Genomic DNA, 22,349 nt, shown 5'->3' on the forward strand with positions numbered 1-22,349 from the left:
TGGGCTACGGCCTCGGGACCGACCTTCCAGGACGCGCCATTGGTTGAACCACCCGGCGCGGCGGGCGGGGGCGCCCCGGACCGGGATACCGCCGGGAGACGCCAGTTGCCTGCCATGGCCGGACGAACCCGGCGCGGGCTTGCCATGACCTTGCTACGAATCGGGCGCGGCGGTCAGATGAACTCCGCGACCCCCAGATGGAAGTCGACGGGCAGGGCCTGCCGGCCGGGGATCTCCAGCTTCCGGTAGACGCGGGTGAGGTGCTGCTCCACGGTGCTCACCGTGATGTACAGCTTCTGGGCGATCTCCCGGTTGGTGTGGCCGTGCACGGCGAGCAGCGCGACCCGCTTCTCGGACTCGCTGAGGCTCGCCACCAGGTCGGCGTGCGGCGCGGCGGCGGCAGCGGCCTCCGGCGGGGCGTCGCCGGTGTGGCCGGGCAGGATCTTCACACACAGCGCCTGCGCCCCGCACTCCTTCGCCACGTGCCAGGCCCTGCGGTTGACCATGGCGGCGCGGGCCGGTTCGCCCAGTACGCGCAGCACCTGTCCGAAGTCGCTCATGGCGCGGGCCAGTTCGTAGCTGTCGCCGGAGCGGTGCAGATCGTCGACGGCCTTGGTGAGCATCGCCTGCCGCTCCTTCGGCTCGCGCAGCGACGCCCGCAGCCGCAGCGTCATCCCGCGCACCCAGGGGTCGCCCGCGTCGCGGGTGGTCAGCTGGTCGGCCAGGAAGCGGTCGGCCTGCTGGGTCTCGCCGAGCCGGAGCAGCGCCTCCGCCGCGTCCGCCCGCCACGGCAGGACGCGCGGCCGGTCCAGGCCCCAGCGCTTCATGTGGCGGCCGATGTCCAGGAAGTCGCCGAGCGCCGCGTGGAACCGGCTCGTCGCCAGCGCGTAGTGGCCGCGCGCCCGCAGATAGGCCAGGCCGTGCACGCTGCCGGTCAGCCGCTCGGGCACCGGCCGGCTCAGCACGGCGGCCGCCGCCTCGGGCCGCCCCATGGCGGTGCGGGCCCGGACCAGGGTCGCCATCAGCCCGCACAGCTGGACGCCGCCGCCCCGCGCGGGCACCACGCGAAGCGCGTCCTCGGCCGTCTCGGCGGCACCGGTCAGATCACCGAGGCGCAGCCGTGCCTCGGCCAGGAGCCCGCCGAACACCGCCTGCCAGCCGGTCGCGCCGCGCTCCGCCGCCTGCCCGGCGAACGACTCGCACCAGGGCACGGCCCGCTCGGCGCCGTCCAGGTAGAGCAGGGTGCGCAGGGCCTGGACGGCGGGTTCCACCATGCCCTCGGCCAGGGTGGCGCCGCGCAGGAAGAGTTCGGCGGCCTGGGCGGCGCCCTCGTCCGCCTCGGCCGGCAGCGTCCACAGCGCGGCGGGATGCACGGCCCCGCGTACGGCGCGGCCCGGATGCGGTCCGGGGGCGCCCGCGCAGCGGCGCGGTGCGGCGCCCCACTGCGGGAACGCGGAGAGTCCGTCGAGCGGGTCGTCGCCGGGGATGTCCCCGGGTCTTCGCTCCGCGCCGGGGTGGCGGCCCTCTCCGGCTGCGAGCCGTTCCAGCACCTCCGCCGATTCGTCGATCCGGCCCTGCGCGGCCAGGACCCGGGCGAGCGGGCCGAGCGCACGGGCGTCGAGCCGTCCGGCGGCGAGCGCGGCCAGGGGTTCGGCGAGATGGCGTTCGGCGCCCGCCGGGTCGGTGCGTCCGCTGATGACGGCGAGCCGGACGCCGAGTTCGGCGCGGCGGGCCTCGTCCGCGCACGCCTCGCGGGCCAGGGCCAGCAGGGCGGTCGCCTCGTCGAGCGCGCCGTCGGCGGCGTGCTGGTCGGCGGCGGCCCGCAGCACGGCCGGGGCCCAGTCCTCTCCGGTGTGCCGGGCGGCGAGGAGCTGGGCGGCGACGACCGTGTCGGGGGCGCCCGCGGCCCGGACGAGCAGCGCGGCCTCCCGGTGCAGGGCGCGGCGGACGTCCGGCTCCATCCGGTCCAGTACGGCGGAGCGGGCCGCCGGATGGCAGAAGCCGCGGCCCCGGACCAGCAGTCCGGCGTCCTCCAGGGCGGCGAGCGCGCGGGCGGCGGCGGGTTCGGTGGTACCGGCGAGGCGGGCGGTGTGCGGGGTGGTCGCCAGGGGGCCCAGGACGGCGACGGCCTCGGTGAGCGCGGTGGTGGCGGGTCCGCAGCGGTGCAGGCAGGCGAGGACGGCCTGGTGGTACGCCTCGCCGGGGCGGGCGCCGGGGTCCTGGAGGAGGGCGCGCAGCAGCAGCGGGTTGCCGCCGCCGGCCCGGTGCAGCCGGTCGGTCTCGGCGTCGGTGCGGTCGGGGAGCATGGCCCGGACCGCGTCGGGCGTGAAGCGTTCCAGGCGCAGCCGCGAGAAGTGCGGGAGCCGCAGCAGTTCGGTGCGCAGCAGCGGGTCGTCGCCGTGCTCGTGGACGGACTCGGTGAGGGCGAGGAGCACCTTGGCCCCGCGGGTGCCGCGTGCGAGGTGGAGCAGATAGCGGCCGGACAGCTCGTCCACGTGGTGCAGGTCGTCCACGCAGATCACCACGGGCGCGCCGGCGCTCAGCCCGCGTACGGCGGTGGCGAACTGCCGCATGGCCGCGACCCGGCCGGCCTCGGCGGGCGCCGGGGGCAGGGGCGGGAGGGCGCCGGGCGGGGCGTCGGCGGTCAGCTGGCGCAGCACTCCGAGCGGATGGCGCCTTTCCTCGGCGGTCGCCATTCCGCGCAGCACCAGGCCGCCGTGTTTTTCGGAATGGGTCGCAACGGTCTCCAGGAATTCACTTTTTCCACATCCCACCGCTCCTTCGATGAGCAGCAGTCCGGAATTCCCTTCCCGACATCCTTCGATCAGATTGTCCAGAAGAGAAAGTTCTTCGGCGCGACGGAACAACACCATGAGATCCCCCATGCCCATGTTCCGGCTCTCGGTGGATAAACGGGAACGCGAACCGGATACAGGACCGATCGAGCGGCGCTTGAGAAGCAATCGTGAATCACGGCAGGGGCGCGCGCGACGCTCCCACGGTGGCCGGAACCTGCCAGTCAGGAATCCCCGGTGCCGGCCGGGAAGATCCGGCGCGGCGCCACCCCTGTCTGCCCCCGGTGGCGCCGCTCCCTGGGGTAGCCCACCGAGACCTCCTCGAAGCGCACGCCGTCGTACCAGGTGGTGCGCGGGATGTGGAGGTGCCCGTACACGACGGCGGCGGCCCGGAAGCGGGTGTGCCAGTCGGCGGTCAGCTCGGTGCCGCACCACTGGGCGAACTCGGGGTGGCGCAGGACGCGGGTGGGGGTGCGGACCAGCGGGAAGTGGTTGACCAGCACGGTGCGCAGTTCGGGGTCGCAGGCGGCCAGGCGCCGCTCGGTGGCCTCGACGCGGGCCCGGCACCAGGCCTCGCGGGACGGGTAGGGGTCGGGGTGCAGCAGGAACTCGTCGGTGCACACCACGCCTGCCTCGTACGCCTGTTCAAGCGCCTGCTCCTGGGTGGCGGCGGTGGGCGTGCGGAAGGTGTAGTCGTACAGCAGGAAGAGCGGGGCCACGACCAGCGGGCCCCCCGGTCCGGACCAGACGGGGTACGGGTCCTCGGGGGTGTGGACTCCGTAGGAGCGGCAGATTTCCACCAATCGGCGGTACCGGGCGTCTCCCCGCAGTGGTACCGGATCGTCGCGAAGGGTCCACAGATCGTGGTTTCCGGGCGCCCAGATGACCGTGGCATAGCGGCGGGCGAGCAAATCGAGCACCCAGCTCAGATCGTCGGGCGACTCCCCGACGTCACCGGCGACGATGAGCCAGTCGGCGGGGCTGTCGGGAAACAGCTCCTCGACGATCCGGCGGTTCTCCGGGAATGCGACATGGAGGTCGCTGATGCCCATGAGGTTTCCGTGCGCCATTCGGCCAGGCTAGGGCAGCCGGTACGCCGGTGAACACCCCACCCGGACCCCACAGTTGACGGCCCACCGGCGGGCCGCGGCCGGGTCCGCCGGGGCGTAGCAGGGCCATGGCAAGGGGGGTGCGGGCCGGTGGCAGCCCGGCCGCAGGCCCGTGCCGCCGGGCCGCGCGGATGGCAGCGGGCTGGCAGAAACGGCCCTGCGGGCGGGCCGTTCCGCCCGGCCGGGGGCCGGTTCGCTGGCCGGTGCGGGGCGGCGGCGGGAGCGTGGAAATCGTCCACCCGACGCCCCGACCTGAAGGGTCTGCCGTGCTCACCGAGCTCCTGCCTTCGACCGTCGCCACCGCCGAGGCCACCGCCGACCCGGCCGAGGTGTTCCTCTTCCCGGAGGAGGAGTCCCTGATCAGCAACGCCGTCCCGAAGCGCCGGCTGGAGTTCTCCACGGTGCGGTGGTGCGCCCGGCGCGCCATGGGGGCGCTCGGGGTGGCGCCCGCCGCGGTGCTGCCGGGGCGGCGCGGGGTGCCGCAGTGGGCGCCGTCGGTGGTGGGTTCGATGACGCACTGCGCGGGCTACCGGGGTGTGGCGCTGGCCCGTGCGGAGGACTTCCTCTCGGTGGGCATCGACGCGGAGCCCAACGCCCCGCTGCGGCCGGGGGTGCTGGAGTCGATCGCGCTGCCGCAGGAGCTGCGGCGGACCCGAGAGCTGACGTGGGCGCTGCCCGAAGTCGCCTGGGACCGGCTGCTGTTCTCCGTGAAGGAGGCGGTGTACAAGACGTGGTTCCCGCTCACCGGCCAGGAACTGGACTTCACCGACGCGCTGGTGAGCGTGGACGCGACCCAGGAGACGTTCACCGCGCGGCTGCTGCCGGCGCCGGACGAGCTGTCCCCGGCGGGCCCCACCTCGTTCAGCGGGCGCTGGTCCGCGCGGGACGGAGTGCTGGTGACCGCCATCGCGGTGCCCGCGAAGCGGCCGGCCGGGGCCGCACACGGCGATGCTCCCCGCATGTGCGCTGCGGGGAGCATCGGCTGAGTCGTGTGTGCGGGGCGCGGCCGGGCGGATCAGACGCCCCAGCGGTCGTCCAGCGGCCGGACCTGGCCGGTCGCGACGATTCCGGGAGAGACCGTGTCCGCGGCACTGACCTCGGTACCGACCGATGTCCCCCGCGAAAGGCCCGACATGAACTGTCCTCCCAGAACGGCCAGAAGTATACCCATCAGCAAAGTCAAGCGAACGATAGATTCTTTACCATAACTTGCCATTGCGACTCCCCTCGGTCGACGAATGAGACTTACCTCCGCCTCCTTGCTCACCCGAAACCTCCGGCTTCGGAGGTTCCCGGCGACGGGAAAAGAGTCTCGAACGCCGATGATTCGCGCCAAGGGCTTCACGTTGGCGTAAAGTTACGTGGCAGCAATTACACCGACCAGTGGGGGCTGGCGTGTTCCAAGGGGAGTACGCGGATTCGGGCTTTGCCGAACTGGATGACGTGAGCGCTGCGGCATACGGTCTCGCCGTCGAGTGCGGCCGCTTCGACCGCGACCGGATTGCCCACGACCTGTCCCTCACCCACGACGAGATCGCCCGCGTCGAGAGCGTGCTGGTGGGGGTCCGGCTGCTCCAGTCGGTGCCCGGCCACTCGCACCAGCTGACCCCCGTCACCCCCGACGCCGCCGCCGCCTCCCTGGTGGGCCCCGCCGAACGGCAGATCCGCGACCTCCAGCAGGCCGTCACCGAGGTCCGGGCCAAGCTGATGTCGCTGACCCCCCTGTACTTCGAGGGCCGCCGGGTGCGCAATCACCTGGAGGCGTTCGACATCATCAGTGACCCCGCCCGCATCCAGGCCCTCCTCGACCACCTCGGCCAGACCTGCAAGAGCGAGCTGATCACCGTCCAGCCCGGCGGCGCGCGCCCGGCGGACCTGCTCGACGACGCCAGGGCGAGCGCGCTGTCCATCCTGTCGCGCGGGGTGCGCATCCGGACCATCTACCAGCACACCGCGCGCAACGACCTGCCCACCCGCTCCTACGTCCGCGACGTGACCGTGCGGGGCGCGGAGGTCCGGACCGCCGACGAGGTGATCGACCGGCTGATCATCTACGACCGCGAGGTGGCGTTCCTGCCGGAGCGGTCCGCCCACGAGGACAGTCCGGGGGCGGCCGTCGTCCGCGAGCCCACCCTCGTGGCGTTCCTGTGCTCCGTCTTCGAGTACCTGTGGGAGGGCGCGACCCCGTACGTCGTGGAGTCGCAGCGCTCCCCCGCGTCCACCGACGAGCTGAAGTGGTCGATCATCCGGCTGATGACCAAGGGCTACAAGGACGAGATGGTGGCCCGCCGGCTCGGCATGTCCGTACGCACCTGCCGGCGCCACATCGCGGAGATCACCGAGCAGTTGGAGGCCACCAGCCGGTTCCAGGCGGGCTACAACGCCGCCCGCCTGGAGATGCTGACCGGTGACCCCGGCCGCCCGTTCTCCTGACGGGTACGGCGGGGGCGCGCCGCGCCTCACGCGCCGCGGCCCCCGTCCTCCTCCGCGTCCAGCGCCTCCGTGATCGCGTCCACGCAGTCCTGGTCGAGCATCGTCGTGACGTGGGCGTCCTGGAGCTTGCCGAACCCCGCGTCGTACACCGCCGCGCTGACCACGTAGCCGTCCTCCAGCGGAAAGGTGCGGAAGGTCCACTCCTCGCCGGTGCCCGGTGTGCCGTCCGGGCGCTGCACCCGCACCGGCCGCCCGTCCGGGCCGAACCCGAACTCGGTGAAGCGGAACTGCATGCCCTGCCCGATCGCCTTGGAGTACGCCTCCTTCAGCGTCCACAGCCGCACCAGCGCGCCGTTGCGCTCCTTCTCCGGCATCCCGGACAGCAGGACCGCCTCGTACGGCGTGCAGATGTGCCGGACCAGCCCGCCGCCGTACATGTCGCGGTCGGCCCGCTCGGCGTCCACCCCGATCAGGCCGCAGGTCGTCAGCCCGACGAGCAGCAGGTCCTCGGTGTGGCTGAGGCTGATGTCGATCTGGTCGCAGCCGCGCAGATACGGGCGCCCGGTCGGCCCGTACGCCAGCTCCAGGTCGCCCGGTTCGCTGGCCAGCACCGCACCCGCCGCGTGCTTGAGCAGCATCCGCGAGGCGACGTACCGGTTGCGTACGTCGGAGTGGGTCAGGTCCAGATAGCGCGTCCAGTCACGGCCGAGCAGTTCGCGCAGACCGTCGCCCGAGGGCACGGCGGGCTCCAGGTCCTTCAGCCACGCATAGGCCAGAGCGGTGCCGTGCGCGGTGAGGTCGTCCTTGACTCTGTTCCACGAGTCACCGCCGGGAACCACGGCGACGGGCTCACCGAGCGGTGAGCCGAGCGTGATATTGCCCGGCGCGGTCATCCGTACTCCTTCACGAGGGTGTGAATGTCCCGGAGGCTCCCGGCCTCCAGCAGACGGTGCACCGGCACGTGGTGGCCGGACTCCTCCAGGAGGGCCACCAGCCGGAGCAGGTTCAGCGAGTCCCAGCCGGGCACCTCCGTGAGGGCCGTATCCGCTCCGGCGGGGCCCGCCACGTCCAGGCCCAGGTCGTCGCCCACGATCCGCAGGAACGCGTCGAGGCCCGTCAGGTCGTCGGCGCTCATCAGGATGCCTTTCCGGACTCGGTGACGCGTATGTGGCCGGGTGTCTCCGGCAGCACCGTCAGGTCGTGGCGGTACTCCGCGGCCCCGTCCCCGCTCTCCCCGTCCCCGCTCTTCCCGGACCCGGAGGAACGGCGGGCGACGAACCCGCAGGAGGGGTAGAGATCCCCGGCCCGGTGATTGCGGGCGGTGGGTACGTAGCGGGCGCCCACGGCTTGCAGTCCGAGGCGCCGGGCCCTGTTCAACAGTACGGCGACGAAGGCGCGTTCGACGCCCCGGCCGAGGACGCGGCAGCTCAGCCACAGGTTGTCCAGCCGCCATTCCCCCGGGGACCGGCTGATCAGCGCGGCGCCGACCAGTCCGTTGTCCCCGAACCGGTCGGCGGTGCGCGCCACGAGCACCTCCCGGCCGGCGTCGGCCGCGAGGGCGGTCACGGCGGCCTCGGTGAGACCGCCCCCGGCGAGGTTGAACTGATGGGTCCGCAAGGTCAGCTGGGAGATCCGGGCGACCTCGTGCGGGCGCGGCGGGCCGACGTCGAGCCGGAGGTCCAGGGCGTGCAGGAACTCCTCGTGCGAACCGGCTCCGGCGTGCAGCTCCCGGCGCTCGCGGCGGGCCCGGTACTCACCCGTCCTGGCCCGGTCCTCGTCGGTCAGGCCGACCGTGTCGAACCAGCCGTCCGCCAGCAGCCGCCCGATGTGCGTGGCCGGCTCCTCGCCCAGCGGTACGACGGCGACCGCGGGCAGTCCGTGGCGCACCTGCTCGCGTTCGGCCGGCGAGTCGTCCGCGAAGACCAGGGCGTCCGCGGACAGGTCGAGCCGGCGGGCGATGTCGGCCAGGTTGCCGTCCTTGGGCTCCCAGTTGGCGTTGACGGCCACGAAGTCCCGTTCCCGGAGCACCGGGTCGGGGTGGTCCGCCAGCACCCGGGCGACTTCGGCGGCGTCGTTCTTGCTGCTCACGGCGAGAAGGACGCCCTGGGAGCCGAGTTGCTTGACACAGGTCTGGAAGGCGCCGAACGCCTCCCCGCGCAGCGTTCCGGCGGCGGCGATGCCGTCGGGCCCGTCCTCGGCGAGGATGCCGTCCCACAGGGTCTGGTCGAGGTCGAGCACCAGGCACTTGCGGACGGCGCCGCGCAGGGCCCGGGCCAGATGGGCGACCTCCCTGGCGTAGCCGGCCAGCAGCTCCGCGCCGAGCCGGACCTTGGCGTACCGGGCGAGACAGGGGTCGGTGACGGGCCCGCCCTCGCCCGTCAGCGGGTCGAGGTCGATGACCACCAGGGCCGGAAAGCGTTCGGTGAGCCGCAGCAGCGCGGCGTTGAACTCCCGCCACACCGCGCCGAGCCGGGCCCGTGACCGGTGGTCGATGAGCCGGCGGCTGTACGCCAGGGGCAGCGGCAGGGTGTTGAGGACCAGGGTGCCCGGCGCGTGCGCGGCCAGCGTGGCGCACCGCTCCAGCGCGTCGGCGGCGGCCGACTCCACGTCCTCGGGCCGCCATACGCCGGGAACCTGCTCGAACACCGTCTCGGCGTCCAGCAGGCAGAGGGTGAGGTCGGGGGACGCGGTGTGCAGCTCGCTCCCGGTGTCGGTCAGATCGCGCAGATAGGTGCCGTGCTCGCCGAGGACGGCGCGCAGCAGCAGCCCGTGACGGGCGAGTTCGCCCCGGAGCGGATCGAGGACCTGGCCGACCGTGGACTGGCCGGTGACGGCGACCGTGACGACCGGGGTCGCCGGGTGGTGGGCCAGCACGGCTCCGGGGTCGAGGGAGCCGAGCAGCCGGCCGGCCGCCGCGGTGTCCGCCCGGACCCCGCCGGGCTCCTCCTGGGCGAGGGCGGCGGCGACCTGGTCGTACGCCTTCGCCAGCAGTCCGCGCTTGCGCAGGTCGCGGAGGCGGTCCAGTCCCGAGGTCATCGCCACCTCACACCTTCTCCAGGGCGAATCCGGCCCTGATCCACCGGCTGGACTCCACGCACAGCCCGATCGCCCGGTCGCCCTCCGCGAGTTCGGGGACCAGCCGGTCGAGCTGGAGGAACGGCAGCGCGTTGCCGGTGTTGCCGGTGTCGGCGACGCAGGACACCTTCCGGGCCGGACAGTCGGGCAGCCGCTCCACGATGCGGGCGGTCATCCGCTCGGAGAGCTGGGGCGGCAGCAGGTATCCGATGCCGTCCAGCTCCCAGCCGAGCCCGCCGAGCAGGTCCCAGAGGATCTCCGAGGCGATCGGCGGCACATGCTCCTCGATCGCCTTGTAGTCCTCGGCGAGCATCGGCCGGTCGGAGTCGCGGTCGGTGGTGCCGTACCAGTCGAGGAGCTGTCCGGGCCGGCGGCCGCGTCCGGTCCAGGAGTTGAGCACGGAGCGCACGGCGATCCGCTCGCCCTCGGGTTCGGCGGTGAGGACGGCGGCACCGGCCCCGTCCCCGAACAGCACATAGTTGACGAGTTCGCCGCTGGGGATCTTCGCCGCGTCCTGCCGGGGCGACAGAAAGCGGTGCGTGACATCGCCGCCGATCACGAGCCCGGCCTGCCGCCCGCCCGCGATCAGGCTGCGGCCCAGGTCGAGGGCCTGAACGGCGCCGGAGCAGCCCGCCTGGATCTGGTAGACGGGCAGATGGTCGAGGCCGAGCCGGTCCGCGACCTCGGCGGCGGTGGTGGGCAGCAGGGTGTCCGGCGTCGCCGTGGCCAGCACAAGGAACTCGATGTCCGCGAGGACGAGCCCGGAGTGCCGTACGGCCTGCGCGGCGGCTTCGGCGCACAGGTCGGCCAGCGAGCCGCGCACCTCCCCGGTGACCGGGTCCCAGCCGAAGTAGCGGGTCCGGGTGCCGACGAAGAGGTCGATCCACTCCTTGCTGGCGCCGAGCAGCTTGGCGAGCGTGGCGTTGTCGACCGGGTCGCCGGGCAGCGCCGTGCCGGTCGCGGCGATATGGACATCGGTCATGCCGACCTCGCCATGATCACGCCGTCCAGGAATTCGGCCAGCGAACCGACCGAGCGCAGTGCGGGCAGCATCTGCTGCACGGATACCTCTCCGACCCTCGGGAGCCGGGCTTCCACCCGGTTCTTGAGTTGCATGATCATCACTGAGTCGAAGCCCAGGTCCTCATGGAAACGGGCCTCGCGCACCACACGTTCCGTGGGATAGCCGCCGACCTCGGTGACGGCTTCGACCACGGCGACGAGCACGGGATCGTCGTCGCCGGTCTCCCCGTTGGGCGTTTCACGTGAAACCTCACTCATGGGCGTTTCACGTGAAACGGCGGGCATGTCGGGCCGCCGCTCCACCCTCGGCTCGACGGAGGCCGGGGGCCGGTCCCAGTAGCGCTGTGCGGACGAGAAGACGTACGGGGCGAGCGGTTCGGGCACCCGGTGCTCCGGGGCGTACAGCTCCTCCCAGACGGGGTCGAGTCCGCAGCGGTACAGGGCGGCGACGGTCTCCGCCAGATCTCTGCCGGTGCCCTCGGGTCCGGGTGCGGGATGCAGGAGTTCGGCGCCGCCCAGGCTTCCGGCGCGGGCGGCGATCCGGGTGAGCTGGGGCCGGGGGCCGATCTCGACCAGATGGGTCGGGGCGATGTCATGGACGAGGGCGCCGAGCGCCGCGTCGAAGAGCACCGGCTCCTCCGTCTGGCCCGCCCAGTACCCGGCGTCCATCGGCTCGTCGCGCAACATCCGGCCGTACCGGGTGGAGGCCACCGGCAGCGCGGCGGGCCCACAGTGCACGGGGGCGGCCCGCAGTCCGGCGGCGACCGGGGCCAGCTGGGCGGAGTGGAACGCATACGGGGAGGCCAGCGGCCGGGTCCGGATGCCGAGCCCGGCCAGCTCCTCGCCGATCCGGGCCAGCGCGTCCAGCGGGCCGGAGAGCACGGTGTCGGCCGGCCCGTTGAGCGCGGCGACCACCACTTCGGGCTCCGCCGCGAGCACCGCGGCAAGCTCGTCGGCGCCCGCCGCGACGCTCGTCATCCCGCCGCCGGAGGGCAGTGCGGCCGTGAGCCGGGCGCGCCGGACGACCAGCCCGGCCGCCTCGTCCAGGGTGAGGACTCCGGCGGTGACGGCGGCGGCGTACTCACCGAGGCTGTGGCCGAGCACGGCGGCCGGGGTCACGCCCAGGTCGACCAGGGTGCGCGCGAGGGCATAGCCCACGGCGAAGAGGGCCGGCTGAACCAGCTCCGGCCGCCCACCCTCGACCCCGGCCCCGGCCCTGGCCCCGCCCTCCCGCGCCGCAGCGGCTTCGCCGAGTACCGCCTCGCGCACCGAGTGGCCCAGATGGGCGGCCAGCGCCGCGTCGGCCGCGTCGAAGTGGCGCCGGTAGGCCGGGGATTCGCGGTAGAGGCCCGCCGTCATCGCGGGGTACTCGCTGCCCTGGCCGGTGAAGAGGAACGCCACCACGGGGCGGCCCCAGGGCCGGTCACCGGCGGGATGCGGCTCGCCCGGTGCGGGGGTGCGCAGCTCCACGGCCCGGCGCAGTCCGGCCACGAGTTCGCCGGTGTCGCGGGCGGTGAGCGCGAAGCGGTGCGGCAGCCCGGTCTTGACCCGGTTGCTGCTCCGGCACAGCGCCGCCGCCCCGCCCCCGGGCCGTGCGGCGAGCGCGTCGGCCTGGGCGGCGAGGTTGCGGCGCAGGGCCTCCGGGGTGTCGGCGCTGACGGTGAACACCCCGGCCGCACCGGACTCCGCGCGGTCGCGGACCGGGACCGCGCGGGGGGTCCTGGGCGCGCGGGGGGTCCTGGGCGCGCTGGCGAGAACGGCGTGGGCGTTCGTGCCGCCCATGCCGAAGCTGCTCACCCCGGCGACGGTCTCGCCGCGCGGCAGCCGGACCGGGGACTTGAGCAGCCGCAGACCGCGTTCGCCGAGCCGGAGCCGGGAGTTCTCGCGCTCCGCGAAGAGGCTGGCCGGGACGATGCGGTGGTGCAGGGCCAGCGCGGTCTTGATGAACCCGGCGATCCCGGCGGCGCCCTCGGTGTGCCCCAGGTTGCCCTTGACGGAGCCGATGGCGCACGGCGCCTCGCGCGGGACACCGTGCACCGAGCCGAGCGCCGCGCACTCGATGGCGTCCCCGAGGACGGTCCCGGTGCCGTGGGCCTCCACGAAGGCGACCTCGGCGGGGCTGACCCCGGCGCGCCGGTAGGCGGCGTTCAGGACGCGCTCCTGGGACCAGCGGTTGGGAGCGATCATCCCGTTGCTGCGGCCGTCCTGGTTGACGGCGCTGCCGCGCAGCACGGCGTAGACGCGGTCGCCGTCCTCGACCGCGTCCGCCAGCCGGCGCAGCACCACCAGGCCGACACCGTCGCTGCGGCCGAGGCCGTCCGCCTCGGCGCTGAACGGCTTGCACCGCCCGTCGGCGGCGGCCAGCCCGAGCTGCCCGTAGACCAGGCCGAGCGAGGGCGAGAGGACGACGTTGACCCCGCCGGCCAGCGCGGTGTCGCACTCCCCGGCCAGCAGCGAGTTCGCGGCGAGGTGGACGGCGACCAGCGAGGAGGAGCAGGCCGTGTCCACGGCGAGGCTCGGGCCGGTGAGGTCGAAGTGGTAGGAGATCCGGTTGGCGGCCATGCCGGCGCTGCTGCCGGACCCGAGCAGCGGGGTGACCCGGTCGAGGTCGCTCATGGTCAGGCGCCCCCACTCGCCGCCCATCACCCCGACGAACACCCCGGTCCCGCTGCCCGCGAGGTCGCCGGGGGCGCGCCCCGCGTCCTCCAGGGCCCGCCAGGCGCAGGGCAGCAGCAGCCGCTGGTGCGGGTCCATCGCGGCGGCCTCGCGCGGCGTGATGGAGAAGAAGTCGCTGTCGAAGACATCGGCGTCGTCGATGAAACCGCCGCTGTCACCGGCCGCGGGGAAATCCCGTGCCTCCCAGCGCCGGCCGGGGACGGGCCCGATGCCGGCCCGGCCCCCCACCAGCAGGTCCCAGTACGCCTGGACGCCCGCCGCTCCGGGGAACGCGCAGTCGATCCCGACGACGGCGATGTCCCCCATCAGCTCTGGTCCCGCAGGGGGGCCGCGCCCGCCGGTCCGTCCGGCAGCACCGCGGTCAGATGGCGGACCAGGCCGTTGACGGTCGGGAAGTCCCACAGCAGGGTCGACTCGACCTCCAGGCCGAACTCCTCCTCCAGGTCGCCGCAGAGGCTGAGCGCCGCCACCGAGTCCATGCCGTACTCGGCGAGCGGCACGGCCGGGTCGATGGTCTCCGGCGCCCGCCGCAGGTAGAGCGAGAGGCGGGCCGACAGCCAGGCGTACACGCCGTCCTCCTTCGCGGTGTCGGCGGCGAGGGTGTGCCGGCCGGTGGGGATGGTCATCGCGGACTCCTTCGGTCAACCCGGAATCGGGGTCGAGTAGAGGTCGTAGCTGGTCCGGGTGGAGAAGCGGAGCTGGACCTCGTGTCTCAGGCGCGTCTCGCACTCCGGGGGGAGGGCGGCGACGCGGGTGCCGAGCCGCCCGCAGATGCGGTGCAGCGCGGCGGCGGCCCAGGACGGGTCGGCGAGGAACGGGTCGGGGCCGTACCGGGCCTGGTCCCAGACGCCCAGCACGGCGGCCCCGGCGAGCAGCAGCGTGTACCGGTCCATCAGGGCGAACCGGGCGGGCCGGGCGCTTCCGGCCGGTCCGGCCGCCTCCAGGCGGAGCACCCGGCCGCGCACGTCCCGGAACTCCTCGACGAGCAGCCCCGCCAGGGTGCGCAGGGCGCGCTCCACGGGGCCGTGGCCGTCGATGCGCGCGGCGACCGCGAGCAGCGAGGCGCTGAGCGAGTCCCGGCCGCAGGCCAGGGCGAGGCGTTCGGTGCGCAGCGGCGGCAGGTCCCCGTCCAGCCGGAAGAGCCCGGCGGGCGCCTCGTCCTCGACGAACCAGGAGCGGCGGGCGAGCCGGGGCATCTGCGGGATGACGGTGGCCTGGCAGGCGACGGTGCCGGCGTGGCCGAGGCTGAGCACGGGCACGTCCCGGACGTGCTTCTGGAAGATGCCCCGGGTGCCCTCGCGGGTGTAGAACTCGGAGCCCAGGACGATCGACAGGTCGTACATGGTCTCGCCGAGCACACGCGGCATCAGGTACTTGAGCGCCGCCGAGGTGACGCTCGTCTCGGCGGGCAGCAGATGCAGGGCGCGGGCGGCCACCACGGCGAGCGCGTCGTACAGCAGCAGGCTGACGAAGGCGTTGGTCAGGGCGGCCCCGGTGCGGCTGTTGTCGGTGCCCCGGCCCTGCCAGCCGCCGGACTGCTCGCGGTCGATGCGGACGGCGGTGCGCAGGCTGGTGTCCAGGGCGGCGACGGCGGTGGCGGCGATCACGGTCCGGCTGATCTGGAAGGAGCGCAGCGCGATCTCGATGCCGCTGCCCTCCGGCCCGAGCAGCGCGGACCGGGGCACCGGGCAGTCGTCGAACTCGACGCCCGCGAACCGGCAGCCGCGCAGCCCGACCGGGGTGCGGCGGGCGGTGACGGCGGCGTGGACGTCGGACAGCTGCTCCGGCTCCAGCAGCAGCACGGAGTGGCTGCGGCTGCCCGGGGCCGGGTCGGTGCGGCAGAACAGGACCAGTGCCCCGGCCCGTTCCAGATTGTTGACCAGGGGCTTCCCGCCGCTGATCAGATAGCCGCCGGGGCCGCGCCGGGCGGTGACCTGGCTGCGGACGAAGTCGTTGCTGTGCGCCGTCTCGTGCTGGGCGATGGCGGCCCGGCCGCCCCCGCGCAGCAGTCCGGCCAGCCACTGGCGCTGGCGGTCGCTGCCCGTCGCCCAGACGTCGGACGCGGCCATGAAGGTGGTCATGCCGTGCCCGATGGCCAGGCCCACGTCGCGGCGCATCACCGGCCGCATGACCCGGACCAGGGTGTCCATCGCGTCGAGCCGGCCGCCGAGCGCGCGCGGCACGTACTCCTCGGCGATGCCGAACGCGTCGAGCAGCGCCTCGCCCGCGGCGAACGGCACCGCGGCCCGGTCGGCTTCCAGGAGCGCGGAGTAGCCGGCCGGGTTGGCCGGGTCGGACGGGTCGCCGAACAGGTCCTCCAGGGCGGCGACCCTGGCCCGGACGGCGCTCTCGCGCCGCCGCGCGGCCTGCTCGGAGGAGGGCGCGAGCACGGTGGGCGGGGTCGTCACCACCGCCTTCCTCCGTCGGCTCCCTCCGGCCGCAGCAGGTCGCCCCCGAACAGCACGTCCTCGGCGCGGGCCAGCGCCCACACGTCCGGGGTCAGCACCTCGTACTCGCCGCGCACCACCCCGTCCAGGAACAGCGTCCGCATCAGGGTGCGCTGGACCTTGCCGCTGCTGGTGCGGCGCACGGCGCCGGGGCGCACCAGCAGGATGTTGCCGGCCGGGATCTCGAATTCCTGGCCGATCAGGGCCTGGATCTTCTGGGCGACGGTGCGCAGTTCGGTGCTGTCCGCGACACCGCGCACCTCCTGGACGAGCACCAGGTGCTCGCGTCCGGCGTCCACGGAGAACGCGGCTCCGGCGCCGAAGGTCAGGGCGGGGCTGACGGTCCGGGCGGCCCACTCGACGTCCTGCGGGTAGACGTTGCGGCCGTTGATGATGATGACTTCCTTGAGCCGCCCGGTGACGAACAGCTCCCCGTCGACCAGCATGCCGAGGTCGCCGGTCCGCAGGAAGTTGCTCTCCTCGTCGTTGAGGCTGGCGCGGAAGGTGCGCACGGTCTCGGTGGGTCGCCGCCAGTAGCCGCGGGCGATGCCGTAGCCGCGTATCCATATCTCGCCGACCGCGCCGGCCGGCAGCTCGTGGTGGGTCAGCGGGTCCACGATCCGTACGTCCGCGTCCACCGGGACGCCGCAGCCGACGAGCGTGCGCCGCCGATCGTCCGTGCCGGCCGCCTCGGCCCGGTCCCGCTCCAGCTCGGCCTGGTCGAACTCGCGGCGGACGTACGGGGTGCCGGGCGCGCCGCCGGAGACGACGAGCGTGGCCTCCGCCAGGCCGTAGCAGGGGCGCAGCGCCTCGGGCCGGAAGCCGGCGGGCGCGAACCGCTCCGCGAAGGCGTCCAGGCTCTCGGCGCGCACCGGTTCGGCGCCGTTGAGGGCGAGGCGCCAGCGGGACAGGTCGAGCGCGGCGATCTGCTCGTCCTTGACCCGGTGGACGCACAGGTCGTAGCAGAAGTTGGGGCCGCCGCCGACGGTGACGCCGTACTCGTCGATGGCCTGGAGCCAGCGCAGCGGGCGCTTGACGAAGGAGAGCGGGGTGACCTGGACGCTGTGGCTGCCGAGGTGGATCGGGTGCAGCAGGTGCGCGACCAGGCCCATGTCGTGGAAGTAGGGCAGCCAGCTGCCGAAGACGTCCTCGCGGGTGGTGCGCAGCAGCTTCTGGAGGCTGGCCTGGTTGGCGAGGAGGTTGCGGTGCGAGACGGTCACGCCGCGCGGTTCGGAGACGGAGCCGGAGGTGTACTGGAGGAAGACCAGGTCGTCGGCGCGGGCCGCGACGGGCCGCCACGCCTCCGGGTCGCCGATCTCGGGGACGTCGGTGACCAGGCACTCGGCGGTGGAGCGGGTGTTGCGGGCGAGCCAGAGCGCGACCTCGGGGGCGGCGGACGTCTCGGTGAGGACGACGGCGGCGCCGGTGTCCTTGAGCACGGCGGTGGTCCGGTTGAGGCGCTTGTCGCGGCCGGCCTCGCCGGGCAGCGGGACGGGGACGGCGACGGCTCCCGCGTACAGGCAGCCCGCGAAGCCCTTGAGGAACTCCGCGGTGGAGGAGTAGGCGAGCAGCACGGGCTGTTCGGTCACGCCGTAGTTCTGGAGGCAGGCGGCGATGCGTCTCGCCTCCCGGTCCAGCTCTCCGTAGGTGAGGTGTTCGGCCACCGGACCGTCCGCGGTGTCGCGGAGGAAGACGTGCACGTCCTGGCCGGCGAGTTCGGCCGTCCGGGCGCGGAGCAGTTCGGTGAAGGTGGCGAAGCGTGACTCTGACATCCGCGGCATCCCCTCGCGTCTCGGGCCCGTGGATGTGCGGCCCTCGTTCCCGCCGATCCTCCGCAACGGCCCTTGCGGCTCGCTTGCGCGCCCCGGCGGGCGCGCCGGGTTCAGGGGGCGGCAGGGGTGCACCGAGGGAGGGGGTACGGGTGACGCTCGCCGCATGGACACTCACACCGAACCCGCAGAGGCGATGCGTACGGCGATCGTCTTCCCCGGCATGCAGCCGACGGCCTTCTCCGAGGTCTCCCGTTTCATGCTGGTCAACCCGCACGCGCGCGAGCTGTACGCGCGCGCCGACGAGGCCCTGGGCTACCGGCTGGCCGACCGCTACCAGCGGACCGAGGGCGACTATTCGCGCTACGGGCAGATCTCCTTCGTGGTGAACTGCCTGGCGCTCGCCCGCTGGGCGGAGGAGCGGCTGGGGGTCGAGCCGTCGCACGTGACCGGGCCCAGCTTCGGCGCCCGCGCCGCCGCCGTGTACGCCGGAGTGCTCGACTTCGCCGACGCGGTGACGATGACGGCCCGGCTGGCGGACACGATGGAGGACTACTTCGCCCGCGAGCATCCGGCGCTGGTCACCCAGTCGATCGCGCGGGTACCGCGGGAGGGTGTGGAGGAGCTGCGCCGGGAGCTGGAGGAGCGCGGCGAGTGGAGCGACATCGCCTGTGTGGTGGACCGGGACTTCACGATGCTGACCGTCCACGAGTCGGTCCTGGACTGGCTCCAGCGCCGTATCCGCTCGCTCGGCGGGATGGCGCTGTACACGATGAAGCCGCCGATGCACTCGTATCTGTTCGACGGGCTGCGCGACCGGGTGGACGAGGAGATCTTCGCGGGGCTGACCTGGTCGGACCCACGGCTGCCGGTGGTCGCCGACCAGGACGGCCGGACGGTGACGACGGGCGCGGGTGTGCGCGGGATGCTGCTGGACGGCTTCGTGCGCACGGTGTGCTGGCCGGACGTGGTGGCGGCGCTGCGGGCGGGCGGCGTGGGCCGGCTGTGCGTGTCCGGGGCGGACGGCCTGTTCACCCGTGTCGCCTGCACCACGCGGAACTTCGAGGTGGTGCCGGTGACGCCCCGGTCCGCGATGCAGCCGGTGCGGCGCCGGATGCCGGTCGCGGCCTGAGCGCCGTACACGTGCGGAAGGGGCCGGTGCCCGCGAAGGCACCGGCCCCTTCCGCGTACCGGGTTACCTGCCGTCCACCGTGAAAGCGTAGAACGTGCCCTCGGTGCTGCTGCCGGTGGTGCCGGCGCCGTCGGCGAACCGGGCGTAGCCGTTGCCCCAGTAGACCGTGCCGTCCACGACCGCCGGGCCGGCGTTGGAGGAGTACGGGGCGGCGAACTCCCACAGGTACTCACCGGTGGCGCCGTCGAAGGCGTACATGTGGCCGCTGGTGGAGCCGCCGAAGACGACGCCGTTCGCGGCGGTCAGGGCGCCCCAGGCGAATCCGTCGGTGCGGTCCGCGACCTGCCAGATGATCTCGCCGGTCTGCGGGTCGAGCGCGGCGAAGGAGCTGCGGTTGGTGGTGGAGCCGTCCGCCAGCTGGTAGTCGAGCTTGTTGAAGTTGGCCTCGGCCAGGTAGATCCGCTTCCCGTCGAAGGCGGTGCCCCACTCGATGCCGCCGACGTGTCCGCCGGGACCGGCCGCCGCGCTCCAGACGACCTCGCCGGTGGCGGCGTCCATCAGCCAGTACTCGCCGCTCTTCTCGCCCGCGCCGATCACCTTGCGGGCCCGGCCGTCCGCGCCCTTGATGGTGAACAGGTGGGCGCCGTCACCGAAGTCGTAGTCGTAGCCGGGGTTCGGCGGGCAGTTGTTCGGCGGGAGCCCCGGCAGGCAGCCGGTGTTCCAGGCGTCGAACCGCTTGGCGCCGGTGTGCCACTTGATCCGGCCCGTGTACATGTCCAGGGCCAGGACCGTGTCGACGTAGTTGTCCTCCTGGTAGCACTCGGCGGGGGTGCCGCCGGCCGTCTGGCAGTCGGACACCTCCTTCGGGACGGTGTAGTTGTTGCCGGTGGTGAAGTACACCGTGTGGGTCGAGGGGTCCAGCGCCGGGGTGCCCCACACGGCGACACCGCTGTAGCCGCCGGCCCTGCCGCCGTTGTCCGGGGTGGTGAACTGCCGCCACAGCACCTTGCCGGTCTTCGCGGAGATGGCGTTCACGCTGCCGCGGAAGGTGCAGCAGGGGTACGTGGGGTCGTAGGCGCCCTCCGACTCGCGCGAGGAGACGCCCTGGTAGATGATCCCGTCGTGGACGACCGGCGACTGGGTCAGCACGGCCTTGTACTGCGTGTCGATCTCACGGGTCCAGATCTTGTCGCCGGTCCGGGCGTCGACCGTGATGAGCACGGCCTTCGTCCAGTCGGCTATGTAGACCCTGCCGTTGACGACGGTCGGGCTGGACCGGGAGACGGAGGCCGCGTCGCCGGTGTACTCGGAGATCTTGTGCGACCAGATCGGCGCGCCCGTCTTCGCGTTGATCTTGTGCAGATAGCCGCCCCAGTCCGGGAAGTAGACGGCGCCGTCGACGACGGCCGGCGTGGCCGACACGTCGCCGTGCGTGGCGTACGTCCACTTGGCCTTCAGCCGGCTCGCGTTGTCCGTGGTGATCTTGTACTCGCCCGTTGCGGAGCGGCTGTTGGCCAGGTCGTGGCCGCCGGTCGTCCACTGGGCCTGCGGGCCGCACGCGTTGGCCGGGGCGATGGCGAGGGTGGTCGCCATGGCCACGGTGGCGAACAGGGTGAGCCTGCGGGCCGTCTTCCGAGGCGACCGGGGTCTTGTGAACATGACTGACTGTCCTCCCGAGGACGGTGGTGACGAAGTGCGTGTGGTGCCTGTGATGCCTGTCGTGCCTGTCGTGCCTGTCGTGCCTGTCGTGCCTGTCGTGCCTGTCGTGCCTGTGCCGGTGGTGCTTGTGGGGTCTGTGCCGGTGGTGCTTGTGGGGTCTGTGGTGGGGGCCGCGACGGCCCCGAGCCGGACGCCGGTACGGTTCACGCGGCGCGCGGGGCCCCGGCCACCGGCGCGGGCGCGGTGTCCCGCGCCTTCGCGCCGTGCCGTTCCGCCGCGAGCGCGGTCAGCGCCAGCCGGTCGGTCTTCTTGTTGGTGTTGAGCGGGAACTCGTCCAGCCGGTGGTAGTGGCGCGGGATCAGCTGCGGCGGCAGGACGGCCGCCAGATCGCGATGGAAGTCCCTCGGGGCGCGCTGCTCACCGAGGTAGAACGCGACAAGCTCGGTGCTGTTGGCCACCGGTACGCCGACCACGACCGCGCCCGTGACCGGCGACGCCGCCCGCAGCGCGTGCTCCACCTCGGCCAGTTCGACCCGGTAGCCCTGCACCTGCACCTGGGAGTCCATCCGGCCCAGGTACACCAGCTGCCCGTCCGCGAGCCGCCGGACCCGGTCCCCCGTGCGGTACCAGCGCAGCCCGTCCCGCTCCAGGTACTTGCCGTGCCCGTCCTCCGCGTCGAGGTAGCCGGCCGACAGCTGCGGCCCAGCGAGCCAGAGTTCGCCCTCGTCCGCCGCCTCCTCGCCCCGCTCGTCGAGCAGCAGCTCCGCGTGGCCCTCGTGGAGCAGCCCCAGCGGGACGACGCCGTTGACGCCGAGCCGCACCGACTCCTCGGGCGACCAGCGGTGGCGGTGCGTGGTGATGGTCATCTCGGTCGGGCCGTAGACGTTGATCACCGCGGAGCCGGGCGCGGCCCGCTGCCAGGCGTCGGTGTCCTCGAACTGGAGGGCCTCGCCGCCGAAGTACGTCCAGCGCAGCGTCGGCATCGAGCCGGGCAGCAGCCGTCCGGTGCGCCGGGACAGCGAGATCACGCTCGGCGCCGAGAACCACACGGTGATCCCGTGCTCCGCGACGAAGCCGGGCAGATCGCGGTACGCGTGCGGCGGCACCGACACCAGCGGCGCCCCGGCCGCCCAGGCGCACCACAGGTCGGAGACCGCGGAGTCCCAGTTGAGCCCGGCCGCCTGCGAGAAGACGTCGTCGGCGCGGAAGTCGTACCAGGCGTCCATCAGCCCGAAGTAGTGCGCCGTGTTGCCGTGGGTGAGCCGGACCCCCTTGGGGCGCCCGGTGGAGCCCGAGGTGAACAGGATGTACGCGACGTCGTCGGGCGCCGCGTCCCGGGGTCCGGCGAGCGCGGTCTCCGCAGCGGCGGCCAGTACCGGCAGCCCGGTGGCCGCGGCCAGGGCCTCGGCGCCGGCCCGGTCCAGGTGGGGGGCGAGCACGGGCAGGCCGCCCAGTTCGGCCCCGGTGCCCCCGGCGAGCAGGGCCGCGCCCTCCCCGTCCACGACCAGCGCGGAGACCCCGGCCGCGCCGAGCATCGAGACGACCTTGCCCACGGGGAAGCCGGCCGGGATCGGAACGGCCGGCAGGCCCGCGTACAGGGCGGCCAGGATGCCGAGGTACGCGGTGGTGCTGCGGCCGGTCAGGATGCCGACGGCGTTCGGCGGGCCGCCGGGGGCGGCGAGCAGGGCGCCCGCCCAGGCCAGGGCGGTCGCATGGGCTGTCGTGTAGTCCACGGTGTCGCCGCCCACCCGGACGGCGACACCGGCCGGGGATTTCTCCAGGCCCCGCAGGAAACGCGCGTGCAGCGCCTTCGACGCCATTGGTTCCATTTCCGCTCCTCATTTCCCGGCACATCGTCGGGAATTTCTCCGGACGCCTTCCTGACATTTTCGGGACGCATTGACAGCCACCGACGGGCGCCCCCATCATTCCCGTATGCCAGAACTCACGAATCACACCTGGGACGAAGCCTTCGAGGCCGTCATCCGTCCGTTCCTGCCCTATCTCGACCCGGCCGAGAAACTGTCCGACGATTCCCGCCTCAAGGAACTCGGGCTGGACTCCATGGGCACGATCGAGCTGCTCGCCGCACTGGAGAGCGCCTACTCGGTGCGTTTCCTGGACGACGCCCTGAAGCTGGAGAACTTCGCCAGCCCGGACATCCTGTGGAACACACTGATCACCAAAACAGAATCCGCCGCGTGAGAAAAGGGAACCGCTGCCCGGCCCGA

Annotated in this window: 16 protein-coding genes; 4 read left to right on the plus strand and 12 right to left on the minus strand. The window is 73.4% G+C overall.

The features are described 5' to 3' along the window. Positions 1–173: 173 nt before the first annotated feature. Positions 174–2,891: a helix-turn-helix transcriptional regulator gene (locus OG710_RS13120; protein WP_330239501.1), complete on the minus strand. Its 2,718-nt coding sequence runs from the start codon at positions 2,889–2,891 to the stop codon at positions 174–176. 128 nt (positions 2,892–3,019) lie between these two features. Next, positions 3,020–3,865, minus strand: coding sequence for a metallophosphoesterase family protein (locus tag OG710_RS13125; RefSeq protein ID WP_241989985.1), 846 nt, complete (start codon positions 3,863–3,865; stop codon positions 3,020–3,022). 305 nt (positions 3,866–4,170) lie between these two features. Between OG710_RS13125 and OG710_RS13130 the strand changes: the two genes are divergently transcribed. Together OG710_RS13130 and OG710_RS13135 are read left to right on the plus strand one after the other, a co-directional pair. Continuing rightward, the gene (locus tag OG710_RS13130; RefSeq protein WP_330239502.1) at positions 4,171–4,890 is read left to right on the plus strand and encodes a 4'-phosphopantetheinyl transferase family protein; all 720 of its coding nucleotides are present in this window, start codon (positions 4,171–4,173) and stop codon (positions 4,888–4,890) included. A gap of 457 nt (positions 4,891–5,347) precedes the next feature. Then, positions 5,348–6,337 carry a LuxR C-terminal-related transcriptional regulator gene (locus OG710_RS13135; protein WP_330239503.1) on the plus strand — a complete coding sequence of 330 codons (990 nt, stop codon included), beginning with the start codon at positions 5,348–5,350 and terminating at the stop codon, positions 6,335–6,337. 26 nt (positions 6,338–6,363) lie between these two features. On the opposite strand, the gene OG710_RS13140 is transcribed toward OG710_RS13135, so the two are convergent. From OG710_RS13140 to OG710_RS13175, 8 genes are read right to left on the minus strand one after another with little or no spacing between them, the layout of a single operon-like run. Continuing rightward, positions 6,364–7,230 (minus strand): 4'-phosphopantetheinyl transferase family protein, encoded by an 867-nt coding sequence (locus OG710_RS13140; RefSeq protein ID WP_330239504.1) that lies wholly within the window; start codon positions 7,228–7,230, stop codon positions 6,364–6,366. After that, the gene (locus tag OG710_RS13145; RefSeq protein WP_330239505.1) at positions 7,227–7,472 is read right to left on the minus strand and encodes a phosphopantetheine-binding protein; all 246 of its coding nucleotides are present in this window, start codon (positions 7,470–7,472) and stop codon (positions 7,227–7,229) included. The genes OG710_RS13140 and OG710_RS13145 overlap by 4 nt, the downstream gene beginning before the upstream one ends. After that, positions 7,472–9,373, minus strand: a complete 1,902-nt coding sequence (locus OG710_RS13150; protein ID WP_330239506.1) for an HAD-IIIC family phosphatase — start codon at positions 9,371–9,373, stop codon at positions 7,472–7,474. Before OG710_RS13150 ends, OG710_RS13145 begins: the two co-directional genes overlap by 1 nt. 7 nt (positions 9,374–9,380) lie before the next feature. Next, on the minus strand, positions 9,381–10,394 hold the full coding sequence (locus tag OG710_RS13155; RefSeq protein ID WP_330239507.1) for a 3-oxoacyl-ACP synthase III family protein: 1,014 nt from the start codon (positions 10,392–10,394) through the stop codon (positions 9,381–9,383). Next, entirely contained in the window at positions 10,391–13,417 is a 3,027-nt protein-coding gene (locus OG710_RS13160; protein ID WP_330239508.1) for a type I polyketide synthase, read from the minus strand. Before OG710_RS13160 ends, OG710_RS13155 begins: the two co-directional genes overlap by 4 nt. Continuing rightward, positions 13,417–13,737 carry an acyl carrier protein gene (locus OG710_RS13165; RefSeq protein ID WP_330239509.1) on the minus strand — a complete coding sequence of 107 codons (321 nt, stop codon included), beginning with the start codon at positions 13,735–13,737 and terminating at the stop codon, positions 13,417–13,419. The genes OG710_RS13160 and OG710_RS13165 overlap by 1 nt, the downstream gene beginning before the upstream one ends. Before the next feature lie 15 nt (positions 13,738–13,752). Further along, positions 13,753–15,519 (minus strand): acyl-CoA dehydrogenase, encoded by a 1,767-nt coding sequence (locus tag OG710_RS13170; protein WP_330239510.1) that lies wholly within the window; start codon positions 15,517–15,519, stop codon positions 13,753–13,755. Continuing rightward, a complete protein-coding gene (locus OG710_RS13175; protein ID WP_330239511.1) occupies positions 15,516–17,330 on the minus strand; it encodes a fatty acyl-AMP ligase in 1,815 nt (604 codons plus the stop codon). Before OG710_RS13175 ends, OG710_RS13170 begins: the two co-directional genes overlap by 4 nt. A gap of 163 nt (positions 17,331–17,493) precedes the next feature. Here OG710_RS13175 and OG710_RS13180 point away from each other — a divergent pair, with 163 nt between their 5' ends. Next, a complete protein-coding gene (locus OG710_RS13180; RefSeq protein WP_330239512.1) occupies positions 17,494–18,459 on the plus strand; it encodes an ACP S-malonyltransferase in 966 nt (321 codons plus the stop codon). Between the two features lie 63 nt (positions 18,460–18,522). On the opposite strand, the gene OG710_RS13185 is transcribed toward OG710_RS13180, so the two are convergent. Then, complete coding sequence (locus OG710_RS13185) at positions 18,523–20,118, minus strand: outer membrane protein assembly factor BamB family protein (protein ID WP_330239513.1); 1,596 nt, start codon at positions 20,116–20,118, stop codon at positions 18,523–18,525. Between the two features lie 203 nt (positions 20,119–20,321). Further along, on the minus strand, positions 20,322–21,938 hold the full coding sequence (locus OG710_RS13190) for an AMP-binding protein (protein WP_330242233.1): 1,617 nt from the start codon (positions 21,936–21,938) through the stop codon (positions 20,322–20,324). Between the two features lie 115 nt (positions 21,939–22,053). On the opposite strand from OG710_RS13190, the gene OG710_RS13195 reads away from it, so the two are divergent. Beyond that, positions 22,054–22,323, plus strand: a complete 270-nt coding sequence (locus tag OG710_RS13195; RefSeq protein ID WP_111336051.1) for a phosphopantetheine-binding protein — start codon at positions 22,054–22,056, stop codon at positions 22,321–22,323. The last annotated feature ends 26 nt before the right edge of the window (positions 22,324–22,349 follow it).

The organism is Streptomyces sp. NBC_00525, from assembly GCF_036346595.1.
Classification (GTDB): domain Bacteria; phylum Actinomycetota; class Actinomycetes; order Streptomycetales; family Streptomycetaceae; genus Streptomyces.

Excerpts from the sequence above, each read along its gene's own strand:
- OG710_RS13120 (WP_330239501.1), bottom strand. The coding sequence starts at position 2,891 with ATGGGCATGGGGGATCTCATGGTGTTGTTCCGTCGCGCCGAAGAACTT.
- OG710_RS13125 (WP_241989985.1), bottom strand. The coding sequence starts at position 3,865 with ATGGCGCACGGAAACCTCATGGGCATCAGCGACCTCCATGTCGCATTC.
- OG710_RS13140 (WP_330239504.1), bottom strand. The coding sequence starts at position 7,230 with ATGACCGCGCCGGGCAATATCACGCTCGGCTCACCGCTCGGTGAGCCC.
- OG710_RS13145 (WP_330239505.1), bottom strand. The coding sequence starts at position 7,472 with ATGAGCGCCGACGACCTGACGGGCCTCGACGCGTTCCTGCGGATCGTG.
- OG710_RS13150 (WP_330239506.1), bottom strand. The coding sequence starts at position 9,373 with ATGACCTCGGGACTGGACCGCCTCCGCGACCTGCGCAAGCGCGGACTG.
- OG710_RS13155 (WP_330239507.1), bottom strand. The coding sequence starts at position 10,394 with ATGACCGATGTCCATATCGCCGCGACCGGCACGGCGCTGCCCGGCGAC.
- OG710_RS13160 (WP_330239508.1), bottom strand. The coding sequence starts at position 13,417 with ATGGGGGACATCGCCGTCGTCGGGATCGACTGCGCGTTCCCCGGAGCG.
- OG710_RS13165 (WP_330239509.1), bottom strand. The coding sequence starts at position 13,737 with ATGACCATCCCCACCGGCCGGCACACCCTCGCCGCCGACACCGCGAAG.
- OG710_RS13175 (WP_330239511.1), bottom strand. The coding sequence starts at position 17,330 with ATGTCAGAGTCACGCTTCGCCACCTTCACCGAACTGCTCCGCGCCCGG.
- OG710_RS13180 (WP_330239512.1), top strand. The coding sequence starts at position 17,494 with ATGGACACTCACACCGAACCCGCAGAGGCGATGCGTACGGCGATCGTC.
- OG710_RS13185 (WP_330239513.1), bottom strand. The coding sequence starts at position 20,118 with ATGTTCACAAGACCCCGGTCGCCTCGGAAGACGGCCCGCAGGCTCACC.
- OG710_RS13190 (WP_330242233.1), bottom strand. The coding sequence starts at position 21,938 with ATGGCGTCGAAGGCGCTGCACGCGCGTTTCCTGCGGGGCCTGGAGAAA.
- OG710_RS13195 (WP_111336051.1), top strand. The coding sequence starts at position 22,054 with ATGCCAGAACTCACGAATCACACCTGGGACGAAGCCTTCGAGGCCGTC.